General features: G+C 71.1%; 21 protein-coding genes. 4 read left to right on the plus strand and 17 right to left on the minus strand.

The genetic code is table 11. The features are described from left to right. Positions 1-4: 4 nt before the first annotated feature. From GRX01_RS02095 to GRX01_RS02110, 4 genes are all read right to left on the minus strand, one after another. Positions 5-1135, minus strand: a complete 1131-nt coding sequence (locus GRX01_RS02095; RefSeq protein ID WP_159662893.1) for a 60S ribosomal export protein NMD3 — start codon at positions 1133-1135, stop codon at positions 5-7. 101 nt (positions 1136-1236) lie between these two features. Then, positions 1237-2241 (minus strand): SPFH domain-containing protein, encoded by a 1005-nt coding sequence (locus GRX01_RS02100; RefSeq protein ID WP_159663285.1) that lies wholly within the window; start codon positions 2239-2241, stop codon positions 1237-1239. Between the two features lie 276 nt (positions 2242-2517). Beyond that, entirely contained in the window at positions 2518-3636 is a 1119-nt protein-coding gene (locus GRX01_RS02105; RefSeq protein ID WP_159662895.1) for a hypothetical protein, read from the minus strand. A 118-nt stretch (positions 3637-3754) separates the two neighbouring features. Further along, positions 3755-5041: a helix-turn-helix transcriptional regulator gene (locus tag GRX01_RS02110; protein WP_159662897.1), complete on the minus strand. Its 1287-nt coding sequence runs from the start codon at positions 5039-5041 to the stop codon at positions 3755-3757. A gap of 61 nt (positions 5042-5102) precedes the next feature. Between GRX01_RS02110 and GRX01_RS02115 the strand changes: the two genes are divergently transcribed. After that, positions 5103-5282, plus strand: a complete 180-nt coding sequence (locus GRX01_RS02115) for a DUF7554 family protein (protein ID WP_159662899.1) — start codon at positions 5103-5105, stop codon at positions 5280-5282. Positions 5283-5285: 3 nt separating this feature from the next. Further along, positions 5286-5861 (plus strand): 2'-5' RNA ligase family protein, encoded by a 576-nt coding sequence (locus GRX01_RS02120; RefSeq protein WP_321167868.1) that lies wholly within the window; start codon positions 5286-5288, stop codon positions 5859-5861. 31 nt (positions 5862-5892) lie between these two features. Here the strand turns inward: GRX01_RS02120 and GRX01_RS02125 are convergent, their stop codons facing one another. From GRX01_RS02125 to GRX01_RS02160, 8 genes are all read right to left on the minus strand, one after another. Further along, positions 5893-7245 carry a cytochrome P450 gene (locus tag GRX01_RS02125; protein ID WP_159662910.1) on the minus strand — a complete coding sequence of 451 codons (1353 nt, stop codon included), beginning with the start codon at positions 7243-7245 and terminating at the stop codon, positions 5893-5895. A gap of 212 nt (positions 7246-7457) precedes the next feature. Then, positions 7458-9449 (minus strand): ABC transporter ATP-binding protein, encoded by a 1992-nt coding sequence (locus GRX01_RS02130; RefSeq protein ID WP_159662912.1) that lies wholly within the window; start codon positions 9447-9449, stop codon positions 7458-7460. 85 nt (positions 9450-9534) lie between these two features. Then, a complete protein-coding gene (locus GRX01_RS02135; protein WP_159662914.1) occupies positions 9535-9855 on the minus strand; it encodes a hypothetical protein in 321 nt (106 codons plus the stop codon). Positions 9856-9914: 59 nt separating this feature from the next. Further along, the gene (lpdA, locus tag GRX01_RS02140) at positions 9915-11342 is read right to left on the minus strand and encodes a dihydrolipoyl dehydrogenase (RefSeq protein WP_159662916.1); all 1428 of its coding nucleotides are present in this window, start codon (positions 11340-11342) and stop codon (positions 9915-9917) included. A 150-nt stretch (positions 11343-11492) separates the two neighbouring features. Further along, the gene (locus GRX01_RS02145) at positions 11493-13358 is read right to left on the minus strand and encodes a cation:proton antiporter domain-containing protein (RefSeq protein WP_159662918.1); all 1866 of its coding nucleotides are present in this window, start codon (positions 13356-13358) and stop codon (positions 11493-11495) included. Between the two features lie 149 nt (positions 13359-13507). Then, positions 13508-15457, minus strand: a complete 1950-nt coding sequence (locus GRX01_RS02150; RefSeq protein WP_159662920.1) for an AMP-dependent synthetase/ligase — start codon at positions 15455-15457, stop codon at positions 13508-13510. A gap of 115 nt (positions 15458-15572) precedes the next feature. Further along, positions 15573-16493, minus strand: a complete 921-nt coding sequence (locus GRX01_RS02155; RefSeq protein ID WP_321167885.1) for an MBL fold metallo-hydrolase — start codon at positions 16491-16493, stop codon at positions 15573-15575. Positions 16494-16736: 243 nt separating this feature from the next. Next, positions 16737-17030, minus strand: coding sequence for a hypothetical protein (locus GRX01_RS02160; RefSeq protein ID WP_321167869.1), 294 nt, complete (start codon positions 17028-17030; stop codon positions 16737-16739). Positions 17031-17792: 762 nt separating this feature from the next. On the opposite strand from GRX01_RS02160, the gene GRX01_RS02170 reads away from it, so the two are divergent. Beyond that, positions 17793-18395 carry a TIGR00296 family protein gene (locus GRX01_RS02170; protein WP_159662924.1) on the plus strand — a complete coding sequence of 201 codons (603 nt, stop codon included), beginning with the start codon at positions 17793-17795 and terminating at the stop codon, positions 18393-18395. Between the two features lie 82 nt (positions 18396-18477). On the opposite strand, the gene GRX01_RS02175 is transcribed toward GRX01_RS02170, so the two are convergent. The 3 genes from GRX01_RS02175 to GRX01_RS02185 all read right to left on the minus strand — a co-directional run bounded on the left by GRX01_RS02175 (position 18478) and on the right by GRX01_RS02185 (position 22960). Next, on the minus strand, positions 18478-19641 hold the full coding sequence (locus GRX01_RS02175; RefSeq protein WP_159662926.1) for a nicotinate phosphoribosyltransferase: 1164 nt from the start codon (positions 19639-19641) through the stop codon (positions 18478-18480). 70 nt (positions 19642-19711) lie between these two features. Further along, the gene (locus tag GRX01_RS02180) at positions 19712-21103 is read right to left on the minus strand and encodes an Hvo_1808 family surface protein (RefSeq protein ID WP_159663291.1); all 1392 of its coding nucleotides are present in this window, start codon (positions 21101-21103) and stop codon (positions 19712-19714) included. 141 nt (positions 21104-21244) lie between these two features. Further along, positions 21245-22960 carry an Hvo_1808 family surface protein gene (locus GRX01_RS02185; RefSeq protein WP_233740809.1) on the minus strand — a complete coding sequence of 572 codons (1716 nt, stop codon included), beginning with the start codon at positions 22958-22960 and terminating at the stop codon, positions 21245-21247. A 115-nt stretch (positions 22961-23075) separates the two neighbouring features. Here GRX01_RS02185 and GRX01_RS02190 point away from each other — a divergent pair, with 115 nt between their 5' ends. Continuing rightward, positions 23076-23663 (plus strand): cysteine hydrolase family protein, encoded by a 588-nt coding sequence (locus GRX01_RS02190; protein ID WP_159662928.1) that lies wholly within the window; start codon positions 23076-23078, stop codon positions 23661-23663. A gap of 83 nt (positions 23664-23746) precedes the next feature. On the opposite strand, the gene GRX01_RS02195 is transcribed toward GRX01_RS02190, so the two are convergent. Both GRX01_RS02195 and GRX01_RS02200 read right to left on the minus strand, forming a co-directional pair. After that, positions 23747-24289 carry a DUF7529 family protein gene (locus GRX01_RS02195; protein ID WP_159662930.1) on the minus strand — a complete coding sequence of 181 codons (543 nt, stop codon included), beginning with the start codon at positions 24287-24289 and terminating at the stop codon, positions 23747-23749. A gap of 89 nt (positions 24290-24378) precedes the next feature. Continuing rightward, complete coding sequence (locus tag GRX01_RS02200; RefSeq protein ID WP_159662932.1) at positions 24379-25695, minus strand: dihydroorotase; 1317 nt, start codon at positions 25693-25695, stop codon at positions 24379-24381. Positions 25696-25698: the final 3 nt, after the last annotated feature.

Consider the following 25698-nt stretch of genomic DNA (forward strand, 5'->3'; position numbering starts at 1 on the left):
TTCGCTATTCCGCCGCGTTCGACTCCGACGGCACCACGTACAGCCCCGCGTCGGTCTTCACCGCGTCGACGGTCGCGGCGTCCTCGTCGACGCTTGGGGGACGCGCGACCGTCACCGCCTCGTACGTCTCCGGATCGAGGACCTGTACTGCGTTGTCGTCCTCGACGGCCACGACGGTCGTCTCCACGGCGTCGTCGACGTGTCCGATCGTCTCGGCGTCGGGCGTCTCTCCCTCCTCGAACCGCGCCTCGTACGGCTCGCCGGTCGCCATGCGCAGGCCCTTGAGATTCCCCTGGACCGAGCGCACGAGCACCGGGCCGTCGCCGTCGTCGGGGTCGATCACGTCGCCGGGGCGGAACTTCGGTAGGCGAACCGCGAACGTGACGCGGTACACCTCGTTGCCGTCGCCGTCCTCGGTGACCAGCGTCGGCGCCTCCGAGTAGCTCCCGCCCAACTCCTCGGTGATCTGGGTCGCGACGGCCTTGCCGAGCTTGTTCGTCGAGAGCTTCACGTCCTTGCCTTCCGGCTGGTCGACGACCTCGGTGACGAACGACTCGCGGTCGCCGTCGGCCTCGCGCTCGGCGACGAGCGACTCGGCGATCTCGACGGCCCTCGACTGCTCCTCGGGGTCGGGGACCCGGTCGCGACCGCGGATCTGGACCTCGGCGGCGTAGCTGCCCCCGGAGATCCGCCCGCACCGGTCGCAGGTCCCGCGGCTGATCTTCACCGGGACGACGACCGTCTCCTCGACGTGGGTCCCGCGGACGACGCCCGAGAACGTGCAGTGCATCCGGATCGTGTTCTGGTCGACCTGCTCGGGCTCGACGCCCCACTGGATCTGCTCGGCCTTCAGGTGGACCGCCAGCGCCTCCGACACCTCGTCGACGGCGACGTCGGTGTAGTCGCGCGCGCCGACGTCGACCCAGCGGTTGCCGCGATGGATCGCGCCGCAGTGCGAGCAGACGGTCACCTCGACGCGCTCGGGCGCGTCGACCAACTCGAAGTCCTCGAAGTAGCAGGCGTCACAGAGCACGCGGTCCCGCTCGCGCGGCTCGCCCGGGAGCGGCTCCTCGCGCTCCGGAACCGAGTCGCCGCAGCGCGGGCAGAAGTCCCGCGTGTCGCGTGTCTCGCTCATTGGACCCACGGTACACATCAGAGCCGGTTAAGCGGCGCGACTGGCCGCCCGTCCGCCGCCCCGGACGCGACGCGCCCGGCGTGCCGGATCCCCCGAACCGGTCACTCTCCCTCGTAGGTCGACTCCCACTCCGGGGCCGCCTCCGCGCCGTTGTCGGTCTCCGGTTCGAGCATCTCGGCGACGGAGTCCAGCCCGAGCAGCTCCCGGTCGTCGTCGTCGAACTCCAGCGAGTCGAGCCCCGCCGAGTCCTGCACGTCCGACCCCGAGAGCTGTTGGCCGTAGCGACCCAGCAGGCTCGTCAGCTCCTGCGGGATGACGAAGGTGGTGGACTCGCCCTGCCCGACGGACGCCAGTGTCTCCATGCCCTTGTCGACGATGGCGCGTTCGCCCATCGACTCGGCGGACCGGGCGCGCAGGACGGTGGAGATGGCGTCCCCCTGCGCCTCCAACACCGAGGCGACCTTCTCGCCCTGCGCCGAGAGGACGTTCGCCGTCCGCTCGCCCTCGGCGGTCTCGACGGCGGCGCGGCGCTCGCCCTGCGCCTCCAGGATCATGGCGCGGCGGCGACGCTCGGCGGAGGTCTGCTCCTCCATCGCGTCGAGGACGCCCCGGGTGGGTAACACCTCCTTCACCTCGACCATCTCGACCTCGACGCCCCACTCGTCGGTCGGACCCTGCAGGCTCGTCCGGATCCGTCGGTTGATCTCGTCGCGCCGCGAGAGCGTCTGGTCGAGCTCCATGTCGCCGATGACCGCCCGGAGGGAGGTCTGTGCGAGCAGCGCGGTCGCCCGGCGGTAGTTCTCCACGTTGAGGAACGACCGCTCTGCGTCGACGACGCGGATGTACACGACCGCGTCGGCGGTGACCGGCGAGTTGTCACGGGTGATCGCCTCCTGGGTCGGCACGTCGATCGTCTGGACGCGCCTGTCGAACCGGTAGGTACGGGAGACGAACGGGGGGATCAGGTGGATCCCGGGGTCGAGGAGCCCGCGGAAGGAGCCGAGGACGGTGAGCGCGCGCTGCTCGTAGGCCTGGACGATCTCGACGGCCGAGAGCAGCGTGACCAGCGCGAGGACGAGCACCATCGCTCCGAGGGCGTACATCATCGGGAGGAGGATCCACGCCAGGACGGCGAGCGCGACGCCGAGGCCGATCTGGAACCGGCCGTCGTCGGGGAGCAGCTCCGGGAGGCCGACCTCGCCGGCGCTCACGCGACCCAAGGTTCGAAAGAACCGACCGCCGGCGTCGTTCATGGCTCCGAGTTGGACGACAGGCTACTTACAGGTTTCGCGGGATCGAACGACGTCGGGTCGACGTCGGGGGTCGAGGAGGAGTCGGATCCGCCGGTCGGAGGAGGGGAGTCGAGTCGAAGGCGTACGATATCAGCGGAGCGTGAGGTACCGCCCGTCGTCGACGCGGCGGTCACCGTCGTCCTCGGGGGTCTCGGTCGGAGTCGCTGTGCCGTCGTCGGAGGAACCGGTTCCGTTCCCTCGCGTCTCGTCGTCGCCGGACTCGTTCCCGCTCCCGTCGCCGGCGTTCTCCGACCCGCTCCCGGTATCGGCGTTCTCGGATCCGGTCCCGTCGCCCGCGTCGCCGGAGCCGTTCCCGGTATCGGCGCTCCCGGCGGACCCATCGCTTGCGTTCTCCGACCCGTTCGCGCCGTCGGCGGCGTCGCCGGCGTTGCCACGGTCGTCGGACCCGTTCGTGTCGCCCCGGGCACCCGGCGGGCCCCCGTCGGTCCCGTTCTCGGCGCCCGCGCCGGCCCCGGTCGTTCGGTTCGCGTTGCCGCGGTCGTCGGGCGGACCGGCGGCACCCTCGCCGCGGTCCTCCCCGTTCCCGCCGTCGTCAGGCCCGGCGTCGGCGGGCGGACCGCCGGTTCCGTTGCCTGAGCTCCCCGGTGGACCGGCGTCGCTCGGCGGCCCGGCGTTCTCAGGCGGGCCCGGATCGCCGGTGAGTCCCTGTCCGGTGTCGGCGCCGCCGATCCCACGTGCGGCCTCCGCGACCTCCCCGCCGCCCATCTCGGAGGCGTTCCGTCGCAGTTCGGCGATCTCGGAGGCGTTCACGCCGCGATCGCGCAGCGTCTCCTCGGGGATCCCCTCGGCGGCCGCGGCGGTGGCGTTCAGGCGGCGTTCGAGCGTTCGGATCTGTGCGCCGATCTGTGCGAGCCTGGAGCGGTACTCGCCGCGCGTGATCTCGCCCGACTCGTACCGCTGTTCCAGCGTCTCACGGCGCTCGCGGAGGGCCGAGAGCTGTCGGCGAGCCTCCTCGGTCTCCCCGGCGACGACGGCCGCCTTGGAGCTGTTCGAGTCCGCGTTGGCGAGGCGCCGGTCGAGGGATCGCTGGGCGACCTCGCCCTCGACCTCCGCTCCCTGCACCCCCACGACGCCGGCGAACGTCGCCCCCGGCTGCTCACTCGACGACTCCTGAGCGAACGCGGCCGTCGCGGGGACCCCCGCGACGACGAGCATCGCGACCGCCAGGAGCACGGTCGTCCGTCTCATATCTCCGGCAACGGGGTCCACCCACTAATAGCGTCGACTCGCTCGTTCCGGATTCACCCCGGTTAAGCGACGTTAAGTCGCCGCAGTCGGGGAGTTCTCCGCGAAGGCCGCCGAGCCGTCAGGCGCCCGACTCGTCGCCGCCGCGATCCGTGTCTCCGGGGTGGGGTTCGTCGTCGGCCTCCGGAATGCGGAGGACGTTCTCGCGCCCGAGCCGGAAGCTCTCGATGTCCCCCTCGTCGCGGAGGTCGCCGACGACCTGACTGGTCCGAGCGGCGCTCCAGTCGAGCGCGTCGGTCACGTCGGCCTGCTTCATCCGGCCGCCGTTGTCCGTTACGAGCCGGATGACGCGCTCGTGCGGGCTGAGGAGGTCCTCCGGCGGGGTCGTGGCGTCCGCGTCCGTCGTCTCCTCGTCGGCGTCGTCGCCGGTATCCCCCTCGACGGCTTTCGAGTCGTCCCCGCCCCCGTTCGACCCGCCCTCGCTCGGTTCGTCCGCCGCGGCGTCGGCGGTCGTCGCCGCGGCGCTCCCGCCGGACGCGGCCGTCGCGTTCGAGTCGCCCGAAAGCGGGCCGAGGTCGTCGCCGGCGCCGATCGGGAGGTCACCGCGGCGACGGAGGAGGACGGCGCCCGCGATACCCGCCAGCAGGACGGCGGCGGCCGCGAGGTAGACGGGGCGGACCGGCAGCGCCGACGCCGGCGCGAGAACCACGCGGGGCTGGTCCGGCCCGAAGTTTCGCTCGCCGCGCCACGTCGCCGCCGTCTCCGAGCGCTGGTCGGCCTCGGGCGACACCGAGCGGGCGTCGTACTCCTCGGGCCACGCGATCGTGAGAACGGTCCCCGAGTCGAGGTAGAGGCCGGTCAACGCGTCGCCGGCGACGACGCGCTGGCCCTGCGTCGCGGCGAACCCCTCCCACGTGAACGTGTAGGCGACGACGCCGTAGTCGGTGCTGGTCGGGAAGGCGTCCCGCTGGGCGGTCACCGAGAAGTTCGTCGCGGCCATCTCGCGGCCGGTGGCGTTCTCGGCGGCCGCGACGGTCGTCGCCATCCGTCCCTCGAAGCGGGCGACGTACGAGGACGTGTTCTCGCGGATGTCCGTCTGGAGGCTCTCGAAGGCCGCGGTGGTGTTCTCGTCGCTCAGCTCGATGCGGTACGCGATGCGCCACTGAGCGTCGCCGTCGGGACCGACCTCCGCCCGGAGGACGACGGTATCGGCGGCGATGTCGCCGGTCTGGGCGAACCCGTCGCCGAGACCGCGCTGGGACGCCGCGGGCGAGTCCAGCGCGGCGGGGGGAGCGGCAGCGGCGGCGGAGGAGCCGGGAGCGGGAGCCGCCGCGACCGCGATCGCCGGGGCGATCCCGGCGACCGCGAGGACGAGCGCGAGCGCGATGGCCACGGCGGGGCGTCGCATATCCTCTCTCACCGCCGGCCCGCCCAAAACGGTTTTCGTCGGCGGCGAGCCACGGGGTGATATGCCACTCGACGTGGAGGACCTGCTGAAGATCGTGTTGCTGCTCGTTATCCTCTGGCTACTCCTCGAGATCCTCTCCGAGGTGGTCGGCCTCGCGCTGGGGCTGCTCGGCTCGTTGGGCGGGATCATCGGCGTTCTCATCGTCGTGCTCATCGTGCTCTGGCTGACGGACAGCCTCTGAGCCGTGTACAGCGTCAACGTCCCCGTCCCCGGGGCGGTCAGGCGGCTCGCGGCCTCGCTGGAGCCCGACCTCGCGGGGTTCGCGTCGATCCGAGACCGACACACGCTCGTGGTCAAGCGCCTCGACGGCCGCGACCTGAACGACCTCCATCGGATCCGCGAGCGCCTTCGGCCAGCGCTGCGGGGCGTCGCGCCGTTCGAGGTACGCGTGACCGGCGTCGACGCGTTCGAGAACCCACCGTTGGGGGACGCGCCGGTCGTCTACCTCGCCGTCGAGGCGGTCACCGGGAGCGCCAGCGAGACCGGCGACGGCGGCGACAGCGACGTCGGGACGGATCCGCTACTCGCACTCCACGACCGCCTCGTCCGGGAGTTCGGCGCGATCGAGGGACTGGAGGAGTCGGACTACGTGTCCCACGTCACGCTCGCACGGGGGTGGGACGGAGTGGGCGATCCGACCGACGTGGTCGAGCGCCTGCGCGAGCGCGACTTCGACGACGTCCGCTGGACCGTCGACGAGCTGGGGATCTGGACGCGCGAGTACAAGGAGATCGCCGCGCGGGTGCCGCTTCGGGGGTGAGTCGGAACGGCCGTCGAGCCGGGGTCCCCCGTCAGCGCGAGGAGACCCGCAGCGGCATCGGGTGGTCGGGATGCATCGTCAGCGACCCGCGGAGGTCCAGCTCGGGACCCTCGTACTCGAAGTCGAACGCGCGCCCGACGGTCGCGAGGATGAGTTTCGCCTCCAGCAGCGAGAACTGCTTGCCGATACAGTGTCGCGGGCCGGCGCCGAACGGGTAGTAGGCGAACCGGGGGCGATCGCGGGCGCGTTCGGGTGCCCAGCGGTCGGGGTCGAACGCCAGCGGGTCGTCGTACCACCGGTCGGAGCGGTGGATCACCCACTGCGGGAGCATGATCAGCGACCCCTCGGGGATCCGATAGCCGGCGATCCGGGTGTCGACCTTCGACTCGCGGAACAGCGTGTAGACGGGGGGGTACAGCCGCATCGCCTCCGAGAGCACGCGGTCGGTGAACTCGAGCCCCCGCACGTCCTCGCTCGTCGGGGCGCCGTCGAGGGCGTCCACCTCGCGCTGGAACCGCGCCTTCGCGTCGGGGTGTCGCGAGAGGAGATAGAAGGTGTACGTGAGCGCGAGCGCGGTCGTGTCGTGGCCCGCGAGGAGCATCGTCATCAGCTCGTCGCGCAGGTCCCCCTCGGTCTGCTCGCCCCGGTTGTGCGCGCGAAGCAGGATCGACAGGAGGTCCATCGGCATCGGGGAGTCGACGGCCTCGCCGGCGGGGTCGGGGGCGGTCTCCTCGGTGCCGCGGCGGCGCGCGACGAGGTCGTCGATGACGCCCTCCAGCGTCGAGACGGCGCCGTGGAACTCGCGGTTCTCCCGCGTCGGCGCCCACGAGGGGATGACCGCCCGGATCGCGTTCGGTTCGAACCGCTGGCCGAGCGGCTCGAGGTTCTCCTGGACGGTTCGAACCCGCTCCTCGGTGATGTCGGTGCCGAACATCGCGGTGACGATGACCCGGACGGTGAGCCGGGCGAGCTCGAGCTGTACGTCGACCCGGTCGCCGTCGCTCCAGCCGGCCATCGCCTCCTCCGTGTGGCCGACGATCGCGTCGTCGAGGCCGGCGATACGGCGCGCGTGGAACGCGGGATTGGCGAGGTCACGCTGTCGCTGCCAGCGGTCGCCCTCGCTCATGAGGAGCCCGTCGCCGAGTAGGTCGTCGACGGCGTCGTCGAGGGTCGGCTTGCCGAAGGCCGCCCAGTCCGAGACGAGCACGCGCTCCACGTCGCGGGGGTTGGTGAGCATGTACGTCTCCCGCGGGCCGAGGTCGAGGCGGACGACGTCGCCGTAGGCGTCCGCCACGTCCGTCATGAACGAGAAGGGGTCCCGGGAGTACCGTCGGCCGTTGCCGAACAGCGGCTCGCCGCGAGGACCGGGCGGTCGTGTACTCATGGACAGTAACAGGGGAGCGAGCCGGAAATACCCTCGGGCGAGCGCGGGCGCGCGTGCGAGGCGGAGCCGGGGGTCGCTCGTGTTCCCTCCGCGGTTGGCGGCTCGGCACGGAGACCTCGCCGTTCACGAGACCTGCGGTCTCGTGAGCGCACAAATCGCGCAGCGATCTGTGAACGCCGTTGTGCCGAGGTCTCCCGTCGGTCGACCTCGCGCTAGTCGTCGGCCGCCGCCAGCGCCTCCGTCTCCTCGTCCTCGCCCGCCTGCCGGGCCCACAGGGCCGCGTAGTCGCCGTCGGCGGCGACGAGTTCGTCGTGGGAGCCCTGCTCGGCGATGCGTCCCTCCTCCATGACGACGACGCGGTCGGCGTCGCGGATGGTCGACAGCCGGTGGGCGATGACGAACGCCGTCCGGTCGGCGATGAGCCGGCGGAGGCTGCGCTGGATCAGCTCCTCCGTCTCGGTGTCCACGTCGGAGGTCGCCTCGTCGAGGACGATGATCTCCGGGTCGTTCAGGAGGGCGCGCGCGATGGCGATCCGCTGGCGCTGGCCGCCCGACAGCTTCACGCCGCGCTCGCCGATCTGGGTGTCGTAGCCGTTCGGCAGGTCCGTGATGAACTCGTGAGCCTCCGCCGCCTTCGCGGCCTCGACGATGCGCTCGCTCGGGCCGTCGTCGACGCCGTCCGCGGTGGCGCCGCCGACGTTCGTGTCGGCCTCGACGTCGCTGACGGCGGCCTCGCTCCCCTCGTCCAGCGCCGAGAGGTCGCCGTACCCGATGTTCTCGGCGGCGGTTCCCGAGAACATGTAGGGGTTCTGCTCGACGATGCCGACGTGCTCGCGGAGCGCGGCGAGGTCGTACTCGCGCACGTCGACCCCGTCGACCTCGACGGCGCCCGAGTCCACGTCGTAGAAGCGGGGAATGAGCTTGAGGAGCGTCGACTTCCCGGCGCCGGTGGTGCCCGCGAGCCCGATCGTCTCGCCCGGATCCACGTCCAGATCGATGCCGGAGATGACCTCCTCGTCGTCGGTGTAGCCGAAGCGCACCTCGTCGAAGGTGACCCGTCCCTCGACCGACTCGGGGACGTAGGGGTCCTCCGGGGAGGTCACCACGGGATCGTGCCCGAGCAGGCCGAACACGCGCTCGGCGCTCGACTTGGCGAGCTGGTACTTGTTCGCGGTCTTGCCGACGCGGCGCATCGGGGAGTAGAGCCGCCGCAGGAGGAGGAAGAACAGCGCGACCGACCCGGCGGTGAGCGTCGCGGGGTCGGTGTTGCCGAGGCCGTACCGGATGATGTCGCTGCCGGCGATCCAGAGGATGGCGACGAAGACGATTCCCGTGAGCAGCCGGAGGCCGGAGAAGAACGCCCGCCGCGCGCGGATCGCCTCGACCTTCTCGTCGTGATACCGCTCGCTCTGGGCTGCGACGCGGTCGAACTCGAAGTCGTGACGGTTGAACGCCTTGATCACGCGGGCGCCGCCGATGTTGTTCTCCAGCCGGGAGTTCAGTCTGGAGACCGTCTCGCGGATGCCGCGGTACTTCGGCTCGATCCACGTGAGGAAGCGCCCGGAGGCGAGGCCGATGATCGGCACCGGCGCCAGCGCCACGAGCGCGAGCTTCGGCGAGTACGTGTACATGATCGCCGCGATGCCGCCGACGGTCGCGACGACGCGGATCCCCTGTCGTATCTCCGTGTTGAGGAACTGCTCCAGCCGGTTCACGTCCTGATTCAGCACGGACATCATCGCGCCGGTCTGGTGGTCCGCGAAGAAGCCCAGCGAGAGGTGCTGCATGTGGTCGTACGTGTCGTTCCGGAGGTCGCGTTGGACCTTCTGGGCCGTCGACTGGAACAGGTACCGCGAGGCGAACCGCGTCACCGACCGGATCAGGTACGCCAGCGCCGCGATGACCACGAGCCGCTGGAGGAACGCCAGCCGCGCGGCCTCCCCCGAGATGGTGCCGCCGGGCAGCAGGCCCGCCTGCGCGAGCAGCCCCGGCTCGCCGCTCCCGAGGATGACGCGGTCGATGGCGGCCGCGACCAGAAGCGAGGGGAGCAGCCGGGCGAGTCGAGTGGTGATCGCCGCCACCAACCCGACCGAGAGCCGGGGCCAGTACGGCACGCAGTACCGGAGCAGCCCGGACATCGGGTTGCCGTCCACGGACTCGCGGATCTCCGCGAAGTCGCCGTGTTCGTCCTCCGCGTCGCTCATTACGAATCGAAACACGCCGCCGATACAAAGGCTCACGGGACTCGGAACCGCCGGCGAGACCGGACGACGCGTCGCCCCGGCGTCGCTACTCCCCGTCGAGCAGCCGAGTCTGATCGATGGGAACCGCCGCGAGTCCGCCGGCGTTGCCGTTGCCGTAGGCGTACAGCACGACGCCCGCCTCCACGTCGACCGCGCGCTTGAGCGTCCCGTTGAAGTCGTCGTCGCGGAAGCGCACGCCCACCAGCCTCGAGAGCGGGTCGTCGTCGCGTTCGCCGCTCTCGCCGTCGCTCTCCCCGTCGTGGTCGGCGGTTCCGGGAACCGGCTCGAACGTCGGGCCGTCGGCGGCGTCGGCGTCACCGTCGATTTCGTCGTCGCTCATGTCCGTGTCGCGGTCGAACAGACCCATGGCCGGGGGGTCGCCGCGTCGTGTGAAAAACGTGATGTGATCCCGTCGGCGCGTCCGACCTACCGGTTCAGCGTGTGGATCGCCTGCCCCATCGCGTTCTCGGCGGCCTCCATGGTCGCCTCCGCCAGCGTGGGGTGGGTGTGGATCGTCGCGGCCACGTCCTCCAGCGTCGCGCCCATCTCGACGGCGAGCGCGAGCTCGGCGATCAGCTCCGAGGCGTCGGGGCCGACGATCTGCGCGCCGAGCACGAAGCCTGTCTCCTCGTCGGCGACGACCCGGACGAATCCCTCGGTGTGGGTCGTCGTGAGCGCGCGCCCGGAGGCGTTGAACGGCATCTGCCCGACAACGGGGTCGAACCCCTCCTCGACGGCCTCCTCCTCGGTGAGCCCGACGGTCGCGATCTCGGGGTCGGTGAACACCGCAGCGGGTACCGCCTGATAGTCGAGCGCGGCCGGCTCGCCGGCGGCGACCGCCGCGGCGACGGTCCCCTCCTTGCTGGCCTTGTGCGCGAGCATCGGCTCGCCGGCCACGTCGCCGACGGCGAGGATCGAGTCCACGTCGGTGCGGGCCTGATGGTCCGTCTCGAGGAACCCGGCGTCGTTCGGTTCGACCCCGGCGTTCTCCAGTTCGAGCGTGTCGGTGACGGGCGAGCGCCCGACCGCGACGAGGACCTGTTCCGCGAGGTACTCCGACTCCTCGCCGTCCTCGGTCTCGGTCGTGACGGCGACGCCGCCCTCGGCGGTCTCCTCCCAGCCGCTGGCGCCCTCGCCGAAGTGGAACTCGACGCCGAGCTCCTCCGCCCGCGTGCGGACGATCCGCTGCACGTCCTCCTCGTAGCCGGGGAGCACGTCGTCGAGCATCTCGACGACCGTCACGTCGACGCCGAGCTTCGCGAGCATCGTCGACAGCTCCATCCCGATGTAGCCGGCGCCGACGACGACGAGGCCGTCCGGGAGCGACTCCATCCCCAGCAGATCGCGCGAGGAGAGCACGCGCTCGCCGTCGAACTCGAAGCCGGGGATCTGGATCGGCCGCGACCCCGTGGCGACGATGGCGTGCTCGAACTCGATAGACTCGCTGCCCTGTCCGGAGCCCTCGTGTGCGACCCGGAGCTTGTGCTCGTTGGCGAACGTCGCGGTCCCCTCGACGAGGTTGACGCCGTTGGCCTTGCAGAGCTTCTCGACGCCGCCCGTGAGGCGGTCGACGACGCCGTCCTTCCAGCGCTGCATGCGCTCCACGTCGACGGCGGGGTCGGCGTAGATCCCCATCTCCTCGGCGTTGCCGGCCTCATGGGCGACGTCCGCGCCGTGGATGAACGCCTTCGACGGGATGCAGCCGTGGTTGAGGCAGACGCCGCCGTAGGCGTCCTTCTCGATGAGCGTGGTGTCGAGCCCCAGCTGTGCCGCGCGGATGGCGGCGACGTAGCCCCCGGGACCGGCCCCGATGACGGCGACGTCCGTTCCGGTCGAGATGTCTCCGACGACCATTACGCGGGTGTTGCCGATCCGGGATGATAAACTGGCAGGAATTGCGGCCGCGGCGCGGGCGGGACCGATCGGCCGGGCGGGCCGAGACGGACGGCGATCGAGACGAGTCCTCTACAGGTCGGAACGGGCGACGGCCGTGCGGCGGCGTCGTTACTCGGGTTTGAACCGGCGGCGCGCCTCCTGAACCTCGTCGTGGCCGCCGATGATGGTGACGCGGTCGCCGATCTGGAGCATGAAGTCGGCGTCCGGCACCCGCGTCTCGCCGTCGCGGGCGACGAGCGCGATCAGGCTGCCGCCGGGGAGTTTCGGTCCGATGTCCTTGATCGTGACCCCCACCATCTCCTCGCTGGTGACCTCGGTCTCGAGCACGTCGCCCGACTCGCCGATCTCGCCCATCCAGTTGGCGAGCGCCGGACGCTCGATGTAGTTGTCGATGGCCTGCGCGGTCGCCAGCACCGACGAGACGGTGGTGACGCCGAGCTCCTCGAACGCCTCGACGTTGTCGGGGTTGTTCGCCCGCGCGAGAACCGTCTCGGGGTCGAACTTCGACTCGGCCAACTGCGCCACCAACAGGTTCGCGTCGTCGTCGCCGGTGGCGGCGACGACGATCCGGGCGTTCTCCGCGCCGGCGGATTGGAGCACCTCCGTGTCGGTGCCGTCGCCGATGTGGACGGCGTGGCCCTCGTTTCGCGCGATCTGTACGACCTCCTCGTCGTTCTCGATGATGACCACGTTCTCGCCGCGGTCCTCGAGGCGGTCGGCGAGCGTTCGGCCCACCTTCCCGCCCCCGATGATGAGTACTCGCATTGGTATGACGTCGAGCTTCTTCGCGATCTGTTTGGCGAACCCGCCCTCCAGCACCACCGTCGCCATGATGACGAGGAAGACGGTGCCGACGAGGGCGTTCGCCGCCTCCGTCATTCCCGAGTTCGCCAGCTCGACGGCGAACAGGGTGGCGACCGACGCCGGGATGATGCCGCGCGGACCGACGAACGACATGAAGATCCGCTCGTTTCGCTGGAAGCTGCCTCCGACTGTCGACAGCATGACGAGCGCCGGCCGGATGACGAACATCACCGCGGCGACGACGACCAGTCCGCCGAGTCCCAACTGGATCAGGCTATCGAACTCCAACAGCGCCGCAAGCGAGATGAACACGAACGAGAGGACCAGCAGCGTGATGTCGCCCTTGAAGTCCGTGATCTGTTCCTCGTAGGGGATGTCCGCGTTGCCGAGCAGGATGCCGGCCACCGCGACCGCCGCGATCCCCGCCTCCGTCCGCACGAGGTTCGCCTCGCCGTAGGCGACGAGCGCGCCGGCCAACACGAGGAGGCGCGCGTTTCGAGGGGCGTTACCCGGCGAGAGATCGACGTACCGGAGCGCGTAGTAGACGACCGCGGCCACGGTCACGCCGACGACGACGCCGACCCCGAGCCGTTCGGCGAACAGTGCGACCAGTTCGGCGGGGTCGGTCGTGTCGGAGGCGATCGCCTCGAAGATGACGACCGCGAGGATCGCCGCGGTCACGTCGTTGACGATCCCCTCGGTGTCGAGCGCGGTGGCGACCTTGTCACGAACCGGAACGACCTCCAGAATGGGGGCGATCACCGTGGGCCCCGTCGCCACGAGCAGTGCGCCGATGAGGGCGGCGACGAGCCACTCGACGCCGATCGCGAACCGCACGACTGCGGTCGTCGCGACGAACGCGATGGCGGCGCCGACCGTGACGAGCCGCACCGACGCCGCGGGCGCCTGTCGGAGCTCGTCGATCTTCAGATGAAACGCCCCCTCGAACACGATGATCGCGACGGAGAGGCCGACGATGGTCGACAGCCCCTGCAGCCCGAACGTCTCCCGGGTGACGACCCCGAGCCCCTCGGGGCCGAGTGCGATCCCGGCGGCGATGAGGAAGATGATGCTGGGGAGCTGGAAGCGGTCGGAGAGTATCTGTGCGGCGACGCCTGTCGCGATGATGACCGCGACGATCGCGATCAGCTGTCCGGCGCCCGCCGACATCCGCTCACCTCCATGGTCTATGCTCGGGGAGCGACGATAAAAAGCCGGCTACTGCGGCGAGGTCGGTAGTCCGCGTCGGGAGGGACCGGCGGGTCAGGTCTGACGGAGGCGCTGTACTCTGATCGGCACACAGCGGACGCCGGCGCCGCTCACGAATCCGCGTACATGCTCCCGATGTCGTCCGCGTACCGCTCGAGGATGTTGCGCCGCTTCTTCTTCATCGTGGGCGTGAGCAGGTCGTTCTCCTCGGAGAACTCCTCGGCGACGACCCGGAACTGCTTGATCGTCTCGTGGGCCTCGAAGTCCTCGTTGACGCGATCGACCTCCGTCTGCACCAGTTCCCGAACCCGATCGTCGCGGCACAGCGCGTCGGCGTCGGCAGGGAGGTCGTACCCCTTCGCGTCGCCCCACTCGCGCACCGCGGCGAGGTTCGGGACGATGATCGCGGAGACGAACTTCCTCGAGTCGCCGATCACCATCGCCTGCTCGACGTACTCGGAGGCGGCGAAGGAGTCCTCGATGGCGCCCGGCGGGACGTACTTGCCCGTGGAGAGCTTCATGAGCTGTTTCGCGCGTTCGCGGAACGTGATGTAGTCGTCCTCGCGGACCTCGACCACGTCGCCCGTGCGGAACCAGCGCTCGCCGTCGATCTCGACGAACGCCTCCGCGGTCGCCTCCGGGAGGTTCCGGTAGCCCCTGAAGACGTTCGGTCCGCGGACGAGCAGCTCGCCGACCTCGCCGCCGCTCCCGTCCACGGCGTCGGTGCCGCCGACGCCGCTCACCGCCTCGTCGATGCGGACGTCCACGTCGTGGACGGGCGGACCGATGGTGCCGACCTTCGGCTCCTCGGGCGGGTTCACCGCGAGGACCGGCGCCGTCTCGGTGAGGCCGTACCCCTCCAGGATGGGGACGTCCATCCCGTGGTACAGCTCACAGAGGTCCGCCGACAGCGACCCGCCCCCGGAGATGAAGAAGTCGACGTTGCCGCCCAGGGCCTCCTTCACGGTGGAGAAGACGAGGCGGTCCGCGAGCGCGTAGCGGGTTCGCAGCCCGAGGCCGGGGTCGTCGGCGCGGTGGTGTTCGCGGCCGACGGCGGTCGCCCAGTTGAAGATCCGCTCCTTCACGCTCGACTCGGACGCCTGTTCGCGGATCGCGGCGTACAGCTTCTCGTAGACGCGGGGGACGCTCGTCGCCGTCGACGGGCGAACGAGCCCGAAGTCCTCCCGGAGGGTGTCGGGCGACTCGGCGTACGCCACCGTCGCCCCCGCCGCGTACATCATGAAGTGCCCGGCGAGGCGCTCGAACACGTGCGCGAGGGGGAGAAACGACAGGGTGACGCTCTCCTCGTCGACGACGGGTACGTCGTCGGGCTTGTCCGGGCGGTCGCCGAACCGTCGCATGCACTGGTCGACGTTGGCGAGGAAGTTCCGGTGGGTGAGCTCGGCGCCCTTCGGCGTGCCGGTGGTGCCCGAGGTGTAGATGAGGCTCGCGAGGTCGTCGAGGTCGCGGTCGATCACCCAGCCGTCGCCGGGATCGACTTCGGCGCCGAGGTCGTGGACCTCCCCGAGCGTGTACACGTCGTCGCGCTCGTGCGCCTCGCCGTCGACGAGGACGACGAACTCCAGATCGAGGTCGTCCTCGACGGCGAACACGCGCTCCAGCAGGTCGCGGTTCTCGACGACGACGCCTGAGGCGTCGGGGTCGTCGAGGAGGTGGCGGACCTGGTTCGACGACGACGACTTGTACACCGTCGTGACGACCGCGCCCGCGCCGAGCAGGGCGAAGTCGCTGTGGGCCCACTCCATGCGCGTGTTCGAGAAGATCCCGACCCGGTCGCCGGCGGCGACGCCGAGCTCGCGAAACCCGGCCGAGAGCCGGCGCACGAGGTCGCGCATCTCGGCGTACGTGAGGTCGGCGTACTCGCCGTCGGGGGCGCCGTCGACGACGCCCGCGCGGACGAGCGACCGATCGTACACCCCGCCCTTGTATCGCTGTGCCACCCGATCGGCGTGCTCGCGGGCGCTCGCGTCGAACGTCGCCGCCAGCGAGTCCCGGGTTACCTCCGGGTCGTACTCGCGCTCCGCCTGGCGCCAATCCATGTCACTTCCTGCCGCGCCGGCCGTAATAAGTCGGTCCCCTCGCGACGCCCGTTGTTGTGCGTTTTTCCGCCGTCGCCGCAGCCAGCCGCGCTGTCGACGGGGCCGGACTCCCGCCTCAGATCGTCTCGTCTCGCTCCTCCATGTAGTCGAGGTAGCCGAGCACGCCGCGGGTGTTCATCCGCTGTTCCTCCCGCGCCTTCCGCTCGCCCCACACGTCGATGAGCTCCTGGGGTGCGTGTTCTGCGAAGTGGTCGAGGACCGCCTCGTCGTCGTCCAGCGACTCGCGCCGCCGACGAACCGCCTCGACCCACTCGGCGAGCGTGCGCTTGTAGCCGGCGAGCATGTCGTCGTCGAACTCGCGGGGGCCGAAGTGACCGAAACAGAGGTATCGCGGGTCGATATCGCGGATCATGTCGGCGTCCTCCTGACAGCCGTGGAGGTCGAACTGGGACGGGGGCGAGGTCTGCTCGATGGCGTCGAGTTGCGGGACGTAGATCCCGGCGGCGTCGGCGGTGAACACCACGTCGTCGCCGGGGTCGTGGAAGACGACCTGGTGGGGGGCGTGGCCCGGCGCGTAGTGCACGTCGAGATCCCGGTCGCCCAGGTCGATCGTCTCGCCGCCCGAGAGCGACTCGATCCGTTCCTCGGGGATCGGCTCCGGCTCGACGTAGAAGCGCCACTGGTCGCCGACGGCGGCCTTCGTGCCCGCGACGAGCCGCCCCGGATCGACGAGGTGCTCGACGGCGGACTCGTGGATCATCACCGTCGCGTCCGGGTAGCGCTCGGCGAGGAATCCTGCGCCGCCGGCGTGGTCGAGGTGAACGTGCGTGGGGAGAATGAACTCGGGCGTCATCCCGAGGTCGTCGAGCGCGTCGAAGAGGAACTCGCGGTTGGTGCCGAGTCCGGTGTCGATCACCGCGGGACGCTCGGCGTCGAGGAGGTACACCGAGCCGTAGTTGGCGGTGTCGTACATGTCGGTGTCGAGGTAGTACAGGTCCGCACACCCGGGGACCGGAGCGTACTCGCCGGGCTCGATGTCCGTGGCCATACACGAACCCGCGTCAGTCGATGCCAAAAGGATTCGGGAGCCGTCGCCGTACACCGCGTCGGACACCGTGGAACGCTCAGGCTCGCGAGCCCGCGGCTCGGGGACCGAGCCACGCGGAGGGCGAGGCGGAGAGCGGTCGGGGATCGAGCGGGGTCGCGTGCGGCGGGGACGGCGCGGCGGGGGCGACACGACGTCGAGCGGCGCCGGTGTCCGTCCCGGGGCCGGCGTCGGTCAGGCGTTCACGTCCGGGCCGTCGTCGACGAACCGGACCGTGAACCGCTCGTAGCCGCCGTAGGCGGTCTCGAGGGAGCCGAGCCACCAGTTCCATCGTTCGACCAGGTCGTGGTCGTCGGGGGCGTCGACCATGTTCTCGATGACGTCCTCCACGGTGAGCTCGTGGCCGCGGTCCGCCTCGATCGCGCCGGAGTCGGCCAGGTCCCGTGCCTGACGGGCGACGGTCCGGCGGGTCGCCTCGGTCCCCCCGAACTCGCGCTCGAGGGCCGCCGTGAGTTCTCTGCTGTCCACACCCTCAGTTGGTGGTCCAGCGGTTTTAGTTAGTCGGGTGCGTGTCAGACACTCGCACGACCGCCGTCGGACGGTAATCGTCCGCCTACCGTGGAGTTAGTCGGGAGCCCGGCGCCGTCGCTGGCGAGCGCGAGAGCGGCTGAGGGGAGTAAGCCCCCTTCTGTTCGGCCCGACATTCGGCTGAGCGTCCGCGTCGGTCGCGGGGCGCGTGCCCCGGTCGCTCGCGCGGTCCGCGCGAGCACCCGGACTACCATCGGGGCGGCCGCCGCGCGGCGGCCGCCCGTCGACGCGGGCTTGCACCGGCGAGGATTCGCCGTTCCATCCGTTCCCGCCCGTCTCGCGGCGAGGCCGCGGTCCTCGGTGGGTTCACTCCCTCCCCTCTCGGGTCGGTTCGCGCGTCGCGGCGGAGCCGTGAACGCCGGCGACGACCGGTGGTCGCCGCGCGCACCTCATGGGTCGGGGCGGGGGGTCTCGTTGCTGTTCCAGAGCCAGTCGTCTCCGACTCCGGGCTTGCGCCCGGTCGCCCGTCCGGGGGTGGGGGGACTTTCCTCATGCGCCGTCGCCCGGGGGGTCGGGCGCACGGGGGTCGGGCTCCCTCTGCCGATCCGGAGTACGCCGCTCCCCCGGATAAAGCGTTCGGGGAGAGATCGGGCGCGTGTGAGTCGGCCGTGATCGGTCGGCTCGTCGGTCCTCCGACGATAGGGTGGTAGTAACCCGCACGAAGAGGGAAGCCTTCAAGTCGGCACGGGCCCCAGCAGAGGTATGTCCGAAGCGAAGGCCGTGCAGCTCACCTACGAGGACGGTGCACGCGCGGTCGAACTGGCTCGGGAGTCGGTCGAGGCGTTCGTACTCCAGGGCCAGCGCGAACAGCCGGGCAGCATGCGCGACGCCTTCTACGCCCGGACGGGAGCGTTCGTCCGGCTCCAGTCCACCCGCGGCCGCGGGCGGATGCGAGGCTGCGCCGGGTCGTATCGAGGCAAGGATCAGCTCGGTCACGCCATCGTCGAGGCGGCGATCAAGGCGGCCTCCGACGACACCGGCGGCTCCGAACTGGAGCCGAAGGAGCTCGACTCCGTGGTCGTCTCCGCGTGCGTCGTCTCCGGCGTCACGCTCACGAACGACCCCGTGGAGGACCTCGAACTCGGCCGCCACGGCGTCGCGATCGACCACAACGGCAAGCACGGTTGGCTGTACCCGACGATCCCGGTCGAGAACGGCTGGAGCAAGGAGCGGTTCCTCTCGCGCGTCTGCCGCAAGGCCGGCCTCTCGCCGATGGCCTGGCAGGAGGAGGACACGATGGTGACGCTCATCGACGGACAGGTGTTCCGCGAGCGCCCCGACGGCGGCAGCGTCGAACAGCTGTAGCGACGGTCCAACGCGGCGATGACTGAGCGAGGTTCACGTTCTCCGCGAGCCGTGCGGCCGCGTCGGCGGTTCCCCGAAGCCGTCAGTCCCCGCCGAACGCGACCCGGTCCGCGTCGGCCGACGCCCGTCCGGCGGCGTCGTCGATGTCGAACTCCCGGACGATCTCGCCGTCGCGGATCAGCGGCTCCATGAGCGACTCGCCCCCCTCGGGGCCGTCGCGGCCGCGGAGGCCGACGTGGTGGCCCCCGTCGGGCGTGCGGTACACCTCCTTCACCCCGGAGAGCTTCCCTCGCTTGGCGACGGGTTCCCCGTCGACCTCGACGATGTCGAGCGCGAAGTCGACCGGGTCGGCGTTGGAGACGTAGCCGCCGACGCCGAAGCCGTCGGCCACGTCCCGGAGGCTCCGGAGTTCGGTCGGCCCGAGTCCGCCCGAGAGGAACACGTCCACGTCGCCGTGGCCACGGGCGTCGAGCTCCCACTGTACCTCGCGGACGATGTGGCGGAAGTCGCCCCGGCGGGAGCCGGTGGTGTCGAGACGGACGCCGTCGAGGCGGTCGCCGAGGGTCTCGACCGCCCGGATCACCTCGTCCTTCTCGTCGGAGAAGGTGTCACACAGCGCGATCCGCGGGACCGACTCGGGGACGGCCTCGTCGAAGGCGCGCCAGGCGTCCTCCTGGTTGCCGCGGCCGAAGCAGATGAGCAGCGCGTGCGGCATCGTCCCCGACGGCTCCCGGCCGAGCACCTCGCCGGCGGCGACGTGCGAGAAGCCGTCGAGCCCGCCGACGAGCGCGCTCCGCTCGACCATCGCGGCGATCGAGGGGTGGACGTGGCGCGCACCGAAGGAGAGCACGGTCGACTCGGGAGCCGCGCGGCGACACTCCAGCGCCGCCGTGGCGACCCCGGAGGCGTGCGAGAGGAAGCCCAACAGCGAGGTCTCGAGCGCCGCGAACTCCAGATACGTTCCCTCGATTCGCAACACCGGACCGCCGTCGAACAGCGTTCCCTCCGGGACCGCGTCCACGTCGACCGCGTGGTCGGCCAACAGCGCGGCGGCGTCCTTCACGCCCGCGAACAGCTCGAAGTCGCCGTCGGGGAACTGGTCGGCGGTCACCTCGGCGACGACCGTGGGGTTGCGGTCGGCGTGGCGAAGCGTCTCGACGGTCCGCTCGAAGTACGCGTCCGTCGCCGACCCGTCGCGGACGGCGTCGGCCCCGACGATGTCGAACCCGGGGGACGGGGAGGTCATGTCCCCGGGTTCGCCGGGACGACGCAAAAAGTCACGCCATCCGCTGGACGCGGTGCGGGCGTCGGGGCGGTCAGTCGGGCGGGTCGTGGACGGCGTCCAGACCGGCCACGGTCGGCGCGTTCGTGATCACGACCCTCCGGCCGTCGCGCTCGATCCGGAAGGCGTCGGCGAACGGGCCGTCGGGAATCCGATACGCGCCGGCCTCGCGGTCGACGACGCGGGCGCCCAGGCGGAGTTGGAGCATCGTGCGGTACGACCGACGGAACTCCCTCGCCTCGGCGTCGTCGTCGAACCGGATCGCCCAGACGTAGCCGTAGGCGGCGTCGTCGCCGTCGCCGCGGCGGTACGGGACGAGACGGTCGCCCGCCCAGCCGTCGGCCGGCGCCGCGGTGTAGTTGCGCGTCGAGTACGGAAGGTCGCCCGTCCGGTACCCGTCGGCGGCGTAGTCGTTGTACCAGAACATGGCGAACAGGCCCGCCTCGCCGAGCCGTTCGCTCGGCCGGCCGAGGTCGAACCGCGACCAGCGGTCGCCCGAGCGGTCGGGGACCGCGACCTCCTCGGGGCGGTCCTCGGGGTAGCGCTCGGGGTGGATCGTCTGCTCGGTCGAGACGGGCCGGTCGTCGTAGGCGGCGTTCACCGCGGCCCACCCGCCGCGCTCGCGAAGGCGGTGGACGAACGCCGGACCGTCGGCGTACGGCTGGTAGACGTACGCGAACAGCCCGCGGTTCACCGGGTCGCTCCCGCTCTCGCCTCCCCCGCCCGCGCGCTCGGGTCGCGGGACGCACGCCCAGCCGGCGGGGCCGGCCGCGCTCTCGTTGCCGGGGCCGGCCGCACACCGATCGAGATACAGCGTCTCGACGTAGCGGGCGTCGCCCTCGGTGAGGCCGTTGTGCGCGAGCCCCGCGTCACGCGAGCGCGTGCCGACGAAGCCGAAGTGCTGGTCCTGGAGCGCGTGGACGAGCTCGTGGGCGAGCGTCGCGCGGTCGATCCGGGGGTCCTCGGCGTCCGAGACGACGACGATCCGGTCGTCGGACGGCGTGTAGTACCCCTGAACCGATCCGCCGTACAGCGCGTCGAACTCCCGGGCGACGTCGCGATCCTCGCCGACGATCAGCGCCGCCTCCCACACCTGGTTGTGCCACGCGCCGTACCCCTCCGGTCGGTCCCCGGAGAACACCGACCGCTCGCGGTACTCGGCGCGGGAGATCACCTCGACCGGCACCGACTCGCGGAACTCCAGCCCGCGGACCCGCTCGATCCGGGCCATCGTGCGGGCGACGAACGCCTCGCGCTCGGCCGGGGAGAGCCCGTCGCTCTGGTTCACCTCGATCGACTCGTTCCACCAGACGCCCGCCTCCCAGCCGAGGCGGTCGCTCGGCGGGTCGTCGGGGTACGACCAGTCGTCATCGTCGTCGGGCGCCGGGCCCGCGGTGGGTGCGCTACAGCCGGCGAGCACGAGCATCGCAGCCAGCAGGACGGGGAGCACGGGACGCACGGTCGTCCGGGGAGGGAGGGGACCCGGCGCGAAAAGCGTTCGGCCGAAGGAAGCGGGACACGGCACGGACTCCCGGCGGGGAAGCGATGACCCGCGCGGGCAGCCGCGTCAGCGTCGCCGTCGGGCCAGGATCCCCGCGACCGCCACCGCGACGGCGGCGACGCCGAAGCCGAAGCCGGCGCCCCCGACCTCCGTCGTGCCGGACGTGTCGTCGCCGGCGTCGGCGTTGTCGCCGGTGTCGTCGCCGGCGTCATCGCCGTCGGCGGCGGTTGCCGTTGCCGTCGCGTCCGTCCCGTCGCCGTCCTCCGGCGTGTCCGCCTGCGCCGGTTCGAGCGTCGGCCGGATGTCCCGGACGTCCTCGACGGTTGGCCCGTTCACGATCGTGACTCGCTCGCCGTCGAGGCGGACGAGGAACGCGTCGGCGAAGGGACCGTCGGGGACGACGTAGTAGCCCCGGTCGGTCTCTCGGACGTCGTGGGCTTCGAGCATCCGGAGGTACGTGTCGTGGAACTCCTGTGCGTCGGTCTCGGTGTCCCACTCAGTGATCCACACGTAGCCGTACTCGGCGTCGTCGCCCTCGCCGGTACGGTACGGGAACAGCCGGTCGTTGGCCCACCCGTTCGAGGGTTCGGAGTCGTAGTTGTACGTGTCGTACGGACCGCTCGTCTGGAACAGCCCGTTCGGGTTGATCGTGTCGGCCTGGTACTCGCGCGCTTGGTACCAGAACATCGAGTAGATGGACGCCTCACCCACGGTGTCGGAGCCGTTCTGCCCGAGCCGCGGGTTGTCGCGGGGGAACGTACTCCAGCCGTTCGTTCCCTCGTCGGTGAACTCGATGGGTCGCGGCGTCTCGTCGGTCCGGTGGATCACCTGTTCCGAGGAGACCGGCGGGTCCTGGAAGCGCTTCTCGAAGGCGTCCCAGCCGCCCTCCTCGATGATCTCGTTGACGTACACCGGCCCGTCCGAGTAGGGGTTGAGCAACGTCAACAGGATGCCGAGGTTGGGACCACCGCCGCCGCCACCGCCGCCACCGCCGGCCTGCGGCGTGTCGACGCACTCCCACTCCTCGCCGCAACGCTGTGCGTAGTTCGTCTCGATGTAGTTCGCCTCGCCCTCGACGACGCCGTCGATCGCGAGGTCACCGTCCTGAGTGGAGGCCCGGTAGGTCTCGTTCGTCAGGTCGTAGCGCTGGTCCTGCAGGGCGTGGACCAGCTCGTGGATCAACGTCGCGTTGTTGATCGTCGGCGAGTCCGGCGAGTCGGTGACGACCGTGATCTCGTCGCGCGTCGGCGAGTAGAAGCCGAGCACCGACGACCCGGTGGTCTCGCCGATCGCGTCGCCGGAGCCGGTCGACTCGCCGACGATGAACAGCCCCTCCCACACCTGGTCGTTCCAGCGGTTGTACTCGGTCCGGTTGGCGTCGCCGCCCCCGCCGCCGGAGCTCCGATTGCGGTACTCCTCGCGGGTGATGACCGACACCGGAACCTCGCCGTCGAACTCCGCCTCGCGGAGGTACTCGACGCGGGCCATCGCACGCGCCACGTACGCGTCGAGTTCCTCGTCGCTCAGCCCGTCGGACTGGTCGACGTCGATGCTCTCGTTGTGCCAGTAGCCGTCCTCCCACCCGATCACGTCGGAGTCCGGATCCGGCGGGGCCTCCTGTTGGGCCGCGGTCACGCTTCCGTTCACGAGCCGGTCGGTCCCCGAGTCCGCCGCGGGGGACGCCGCCGCGGCGAGCGGCGGCGCCGCGGCGGTACACACGAGCGCGAGCGCGAGCACGAGGGCGCCGAGTCGCGAGAGCGGGGACGGGGCCGATCGTCGCATATCTCCGCATTGGCCCGGGGGGTGAAGTACCTTGTCCGGCCGTCGGACGCGGAGCGCCGACGCCGCACCCCGACATCGCCGATCGGTTTTACGATCCCGGGACCAACAGTCGGGTATGAGTTCCGGACAGGACGCGTTCGATCCCTCCCGAACGGCCGTCGTCGTCGTCGACATGCAGAACGGCTTCTGTCACCCCGACGGAGCCCTCTACGCCGAGCCCAGCGAGGCGGCGATCGAGCCCGTCCGAACGCTCGTCGAGCGCGCCGGCGACGCCGGCGCATCCGTCGTCTACACCCGAGACGTCCACCCGCCCGAGCAGTTCGAGGACGCCCACTACTACGACGAGTTCGACCGCTGGGGCGAGCACGTCGTCGAGGGGAGCTGGGACGCGGAACTCGTCGAGGACCTCCCGACGGAGGACGCGGATCACGTCGTCGAGAAGCACACGTACGACGCGTTCCACAACACCGAGTTGGAGGGGTGGCTCGACGCCCGCGGCGTCGACGACCTGGTGATCTGCGGGACGCTGGCGAACGTCTGCGTCCTCCACACCGCCGGCTCTGCCGGCCTGCGCGACTACCGGCCGGTCGTCGTCGAGGACGCGCTCGGGTACATCACCGAGGACCACCGCGAGTACGCCGTCGACCACGCCGACTGGCTGTTCGGCGAGACGGCGGCGCTGGCGGACGTGACGTTCGCGTAGCGGATCGCGCGTTCGCGTACCGTCCGTCCACCAGCCACCGGCCACCGACCGGCGACCGCGGCGGCGACCCGATCCGGGACGGGCTACTCCTCGTCCGTCGGTTCGCCCCAGTCCTCGGGGTACAGGGTCCCCGGGTCCGAGAGCGAGAACACGACGCGTTCGGAGTCGTCGAGCGGGCGGAGGTAGGCGCGCAACTCGCCCGCGGCCTCGGCGCGCTCCAGCATCGGCTCGGCCTGTCGTTCGGCGTAGTACAGCGGGAACGCGACCGCCTCGCCCGCGGCCTCGGCCTTCATCACGACGACGAGGAACACCACCTCCGACTGCTGGGCGCGGTAGGCGTCGTACTCGTCGAAGGCGGCCGCGGTCCCGTCGGTCCCCGTCAGTTCCTCGACGAGCTCCTGTGCGGCGGAGAACTCGTCGCCCGGGAGGAGCACGTCGAACCCGGTTCGGTCCACCTCGATCCCGGTACCGTCGGTGGAGACGTTGGGCAGGGGCGTCACGTCGCCCGGGTGGAGTTCGAGCACGTCCCAGCCCGCCTCGCGGTACTCCTCGGCGGTGGCCTCCATGTCGGCCATCACGTCGTCCCAGAACTCGGTGTATCCAGCGAGCGGGTGGCTGCCGGCCATACACCACCGGCGGCGGCGCGGGGGGAAAACCGTTGTCGTGTGGAGCCGCGACGGCGACGGCCGAGCGCTGGACGTGTCGCCGGCGACGGCTACCGCCGGACGTTCTCGCCGATCGCGTCCCCGAACGCCTCGTCGTCGCCGCGAGCGTCGTAGGCGACGTGTCCGCGGACGAGCGTCAACTCGGGGAAGACGGCCTCGCGGCCGTCGAACGGCGTCCATCCGCACTTCGAGTGGAGGTCGTCGCCGCGGATCTCGCGGGTCGAGTCGAGGTCGACGAGCACGAGGTCGGCGTCCGCGCCCTCCGCGACCCGCCCCTTCCCCGGCACGTCGAAGATCGCCGCCGGGTTCGCGGCGACGAGGTCGCGCACGCGCTCCAGATCGAGGGTGCCCTCGCGAACCTCCCGCAGGAGCAGCGGGAGCATCGTCTCGACGCCGGGCACGCCCGAGGGTGCGTCCCGAACGCTCGCGTCCTTCTCCGCTCGGGTGTGGGGCGCGTGATCGGTGGCGACGATGTCGACGGTGCCGTCGGCGACGCGCTCGAACACCGCCTTCCGTCGTTCCTCGCTCCGGAGCGGCGGGTTCATCCGGCCGAAGGTGCCGAGGTCGTCGAGGTCCGCGCGAGAGAGGAACAGGTGGTGCGGCGTCACCTCGCAGGTCGCGCCCGCGTCGCCGGCGGCGTCGATCCCCTCGGGCGTGGAGGTGTGGGCGATGTGGATGGCGGCGCCGGAGTCGGCGCCGACCGCGAGCGCGCGCTCGACGGCGGCGGCCTCGGCCTCGGCGGTTCGGTAGGCGCTCCAGGCGTCGACGTCGGCGTCGCGGCCGACTCCGTCGCCGGCACGCTCCAGCGCCGCCCGGTCGAACAGGTCGGCGTCCTCAGCGTGGACGGTGACGACCGTGTCCTCGGCCGCCGCGCGGGCGACGGCGTCGGCGAACAGGTCCGCCTCGATGCCCATGTCGCCGGTGGAGTCGGCCAGGAACACCTCCCCGAGCGCGAACAGCGGGCGCTCGAACAGCGAGTCGGGGTCCCAGTCGGCGGTGACGCCCCCGTTGATCCCGAAGTCGACGAGCGACTTCGCCGCGAGGTCGATCTTCTCGTCGACCGCCGCGCCAGTCACCGTCGGCGGGTCGGTGTTCGGCTGGTCGACGACGGTGGTGACGCCGCCGGCGGCCGCCGAGCGCGACCCGGTGTGCCAGTCCTCCTTGTGGGCGAATCCCGGCTCGCGGAAGTGAACGTGCGCGTCGATGGCGCCCGGGAGGAGGTGTCTCCCGTCGCAGTCGACGATCTCGTGGGCGTCGGCGGGGTCGAGCGTGCCTGCGTCGGCGACCCGCGCGATCGTCTCCCCCTCGACCAGCACGTCGCGGACGCGGCCGTCCGCGAGCGTGGCGTCGGTGAACAGCGTACTCATTGG

It is taken from the genome of Halobaculum saliterrae, from assembly GCF_009831625.1.
In the GTDB taxonomy this organism is placed as follows: domain Archaea; phylum Halobacteriota; class Halobacteria; order Halobacteriales; family Haloferacaceae; genus Halobaculum; species Halobaculum saliterrae.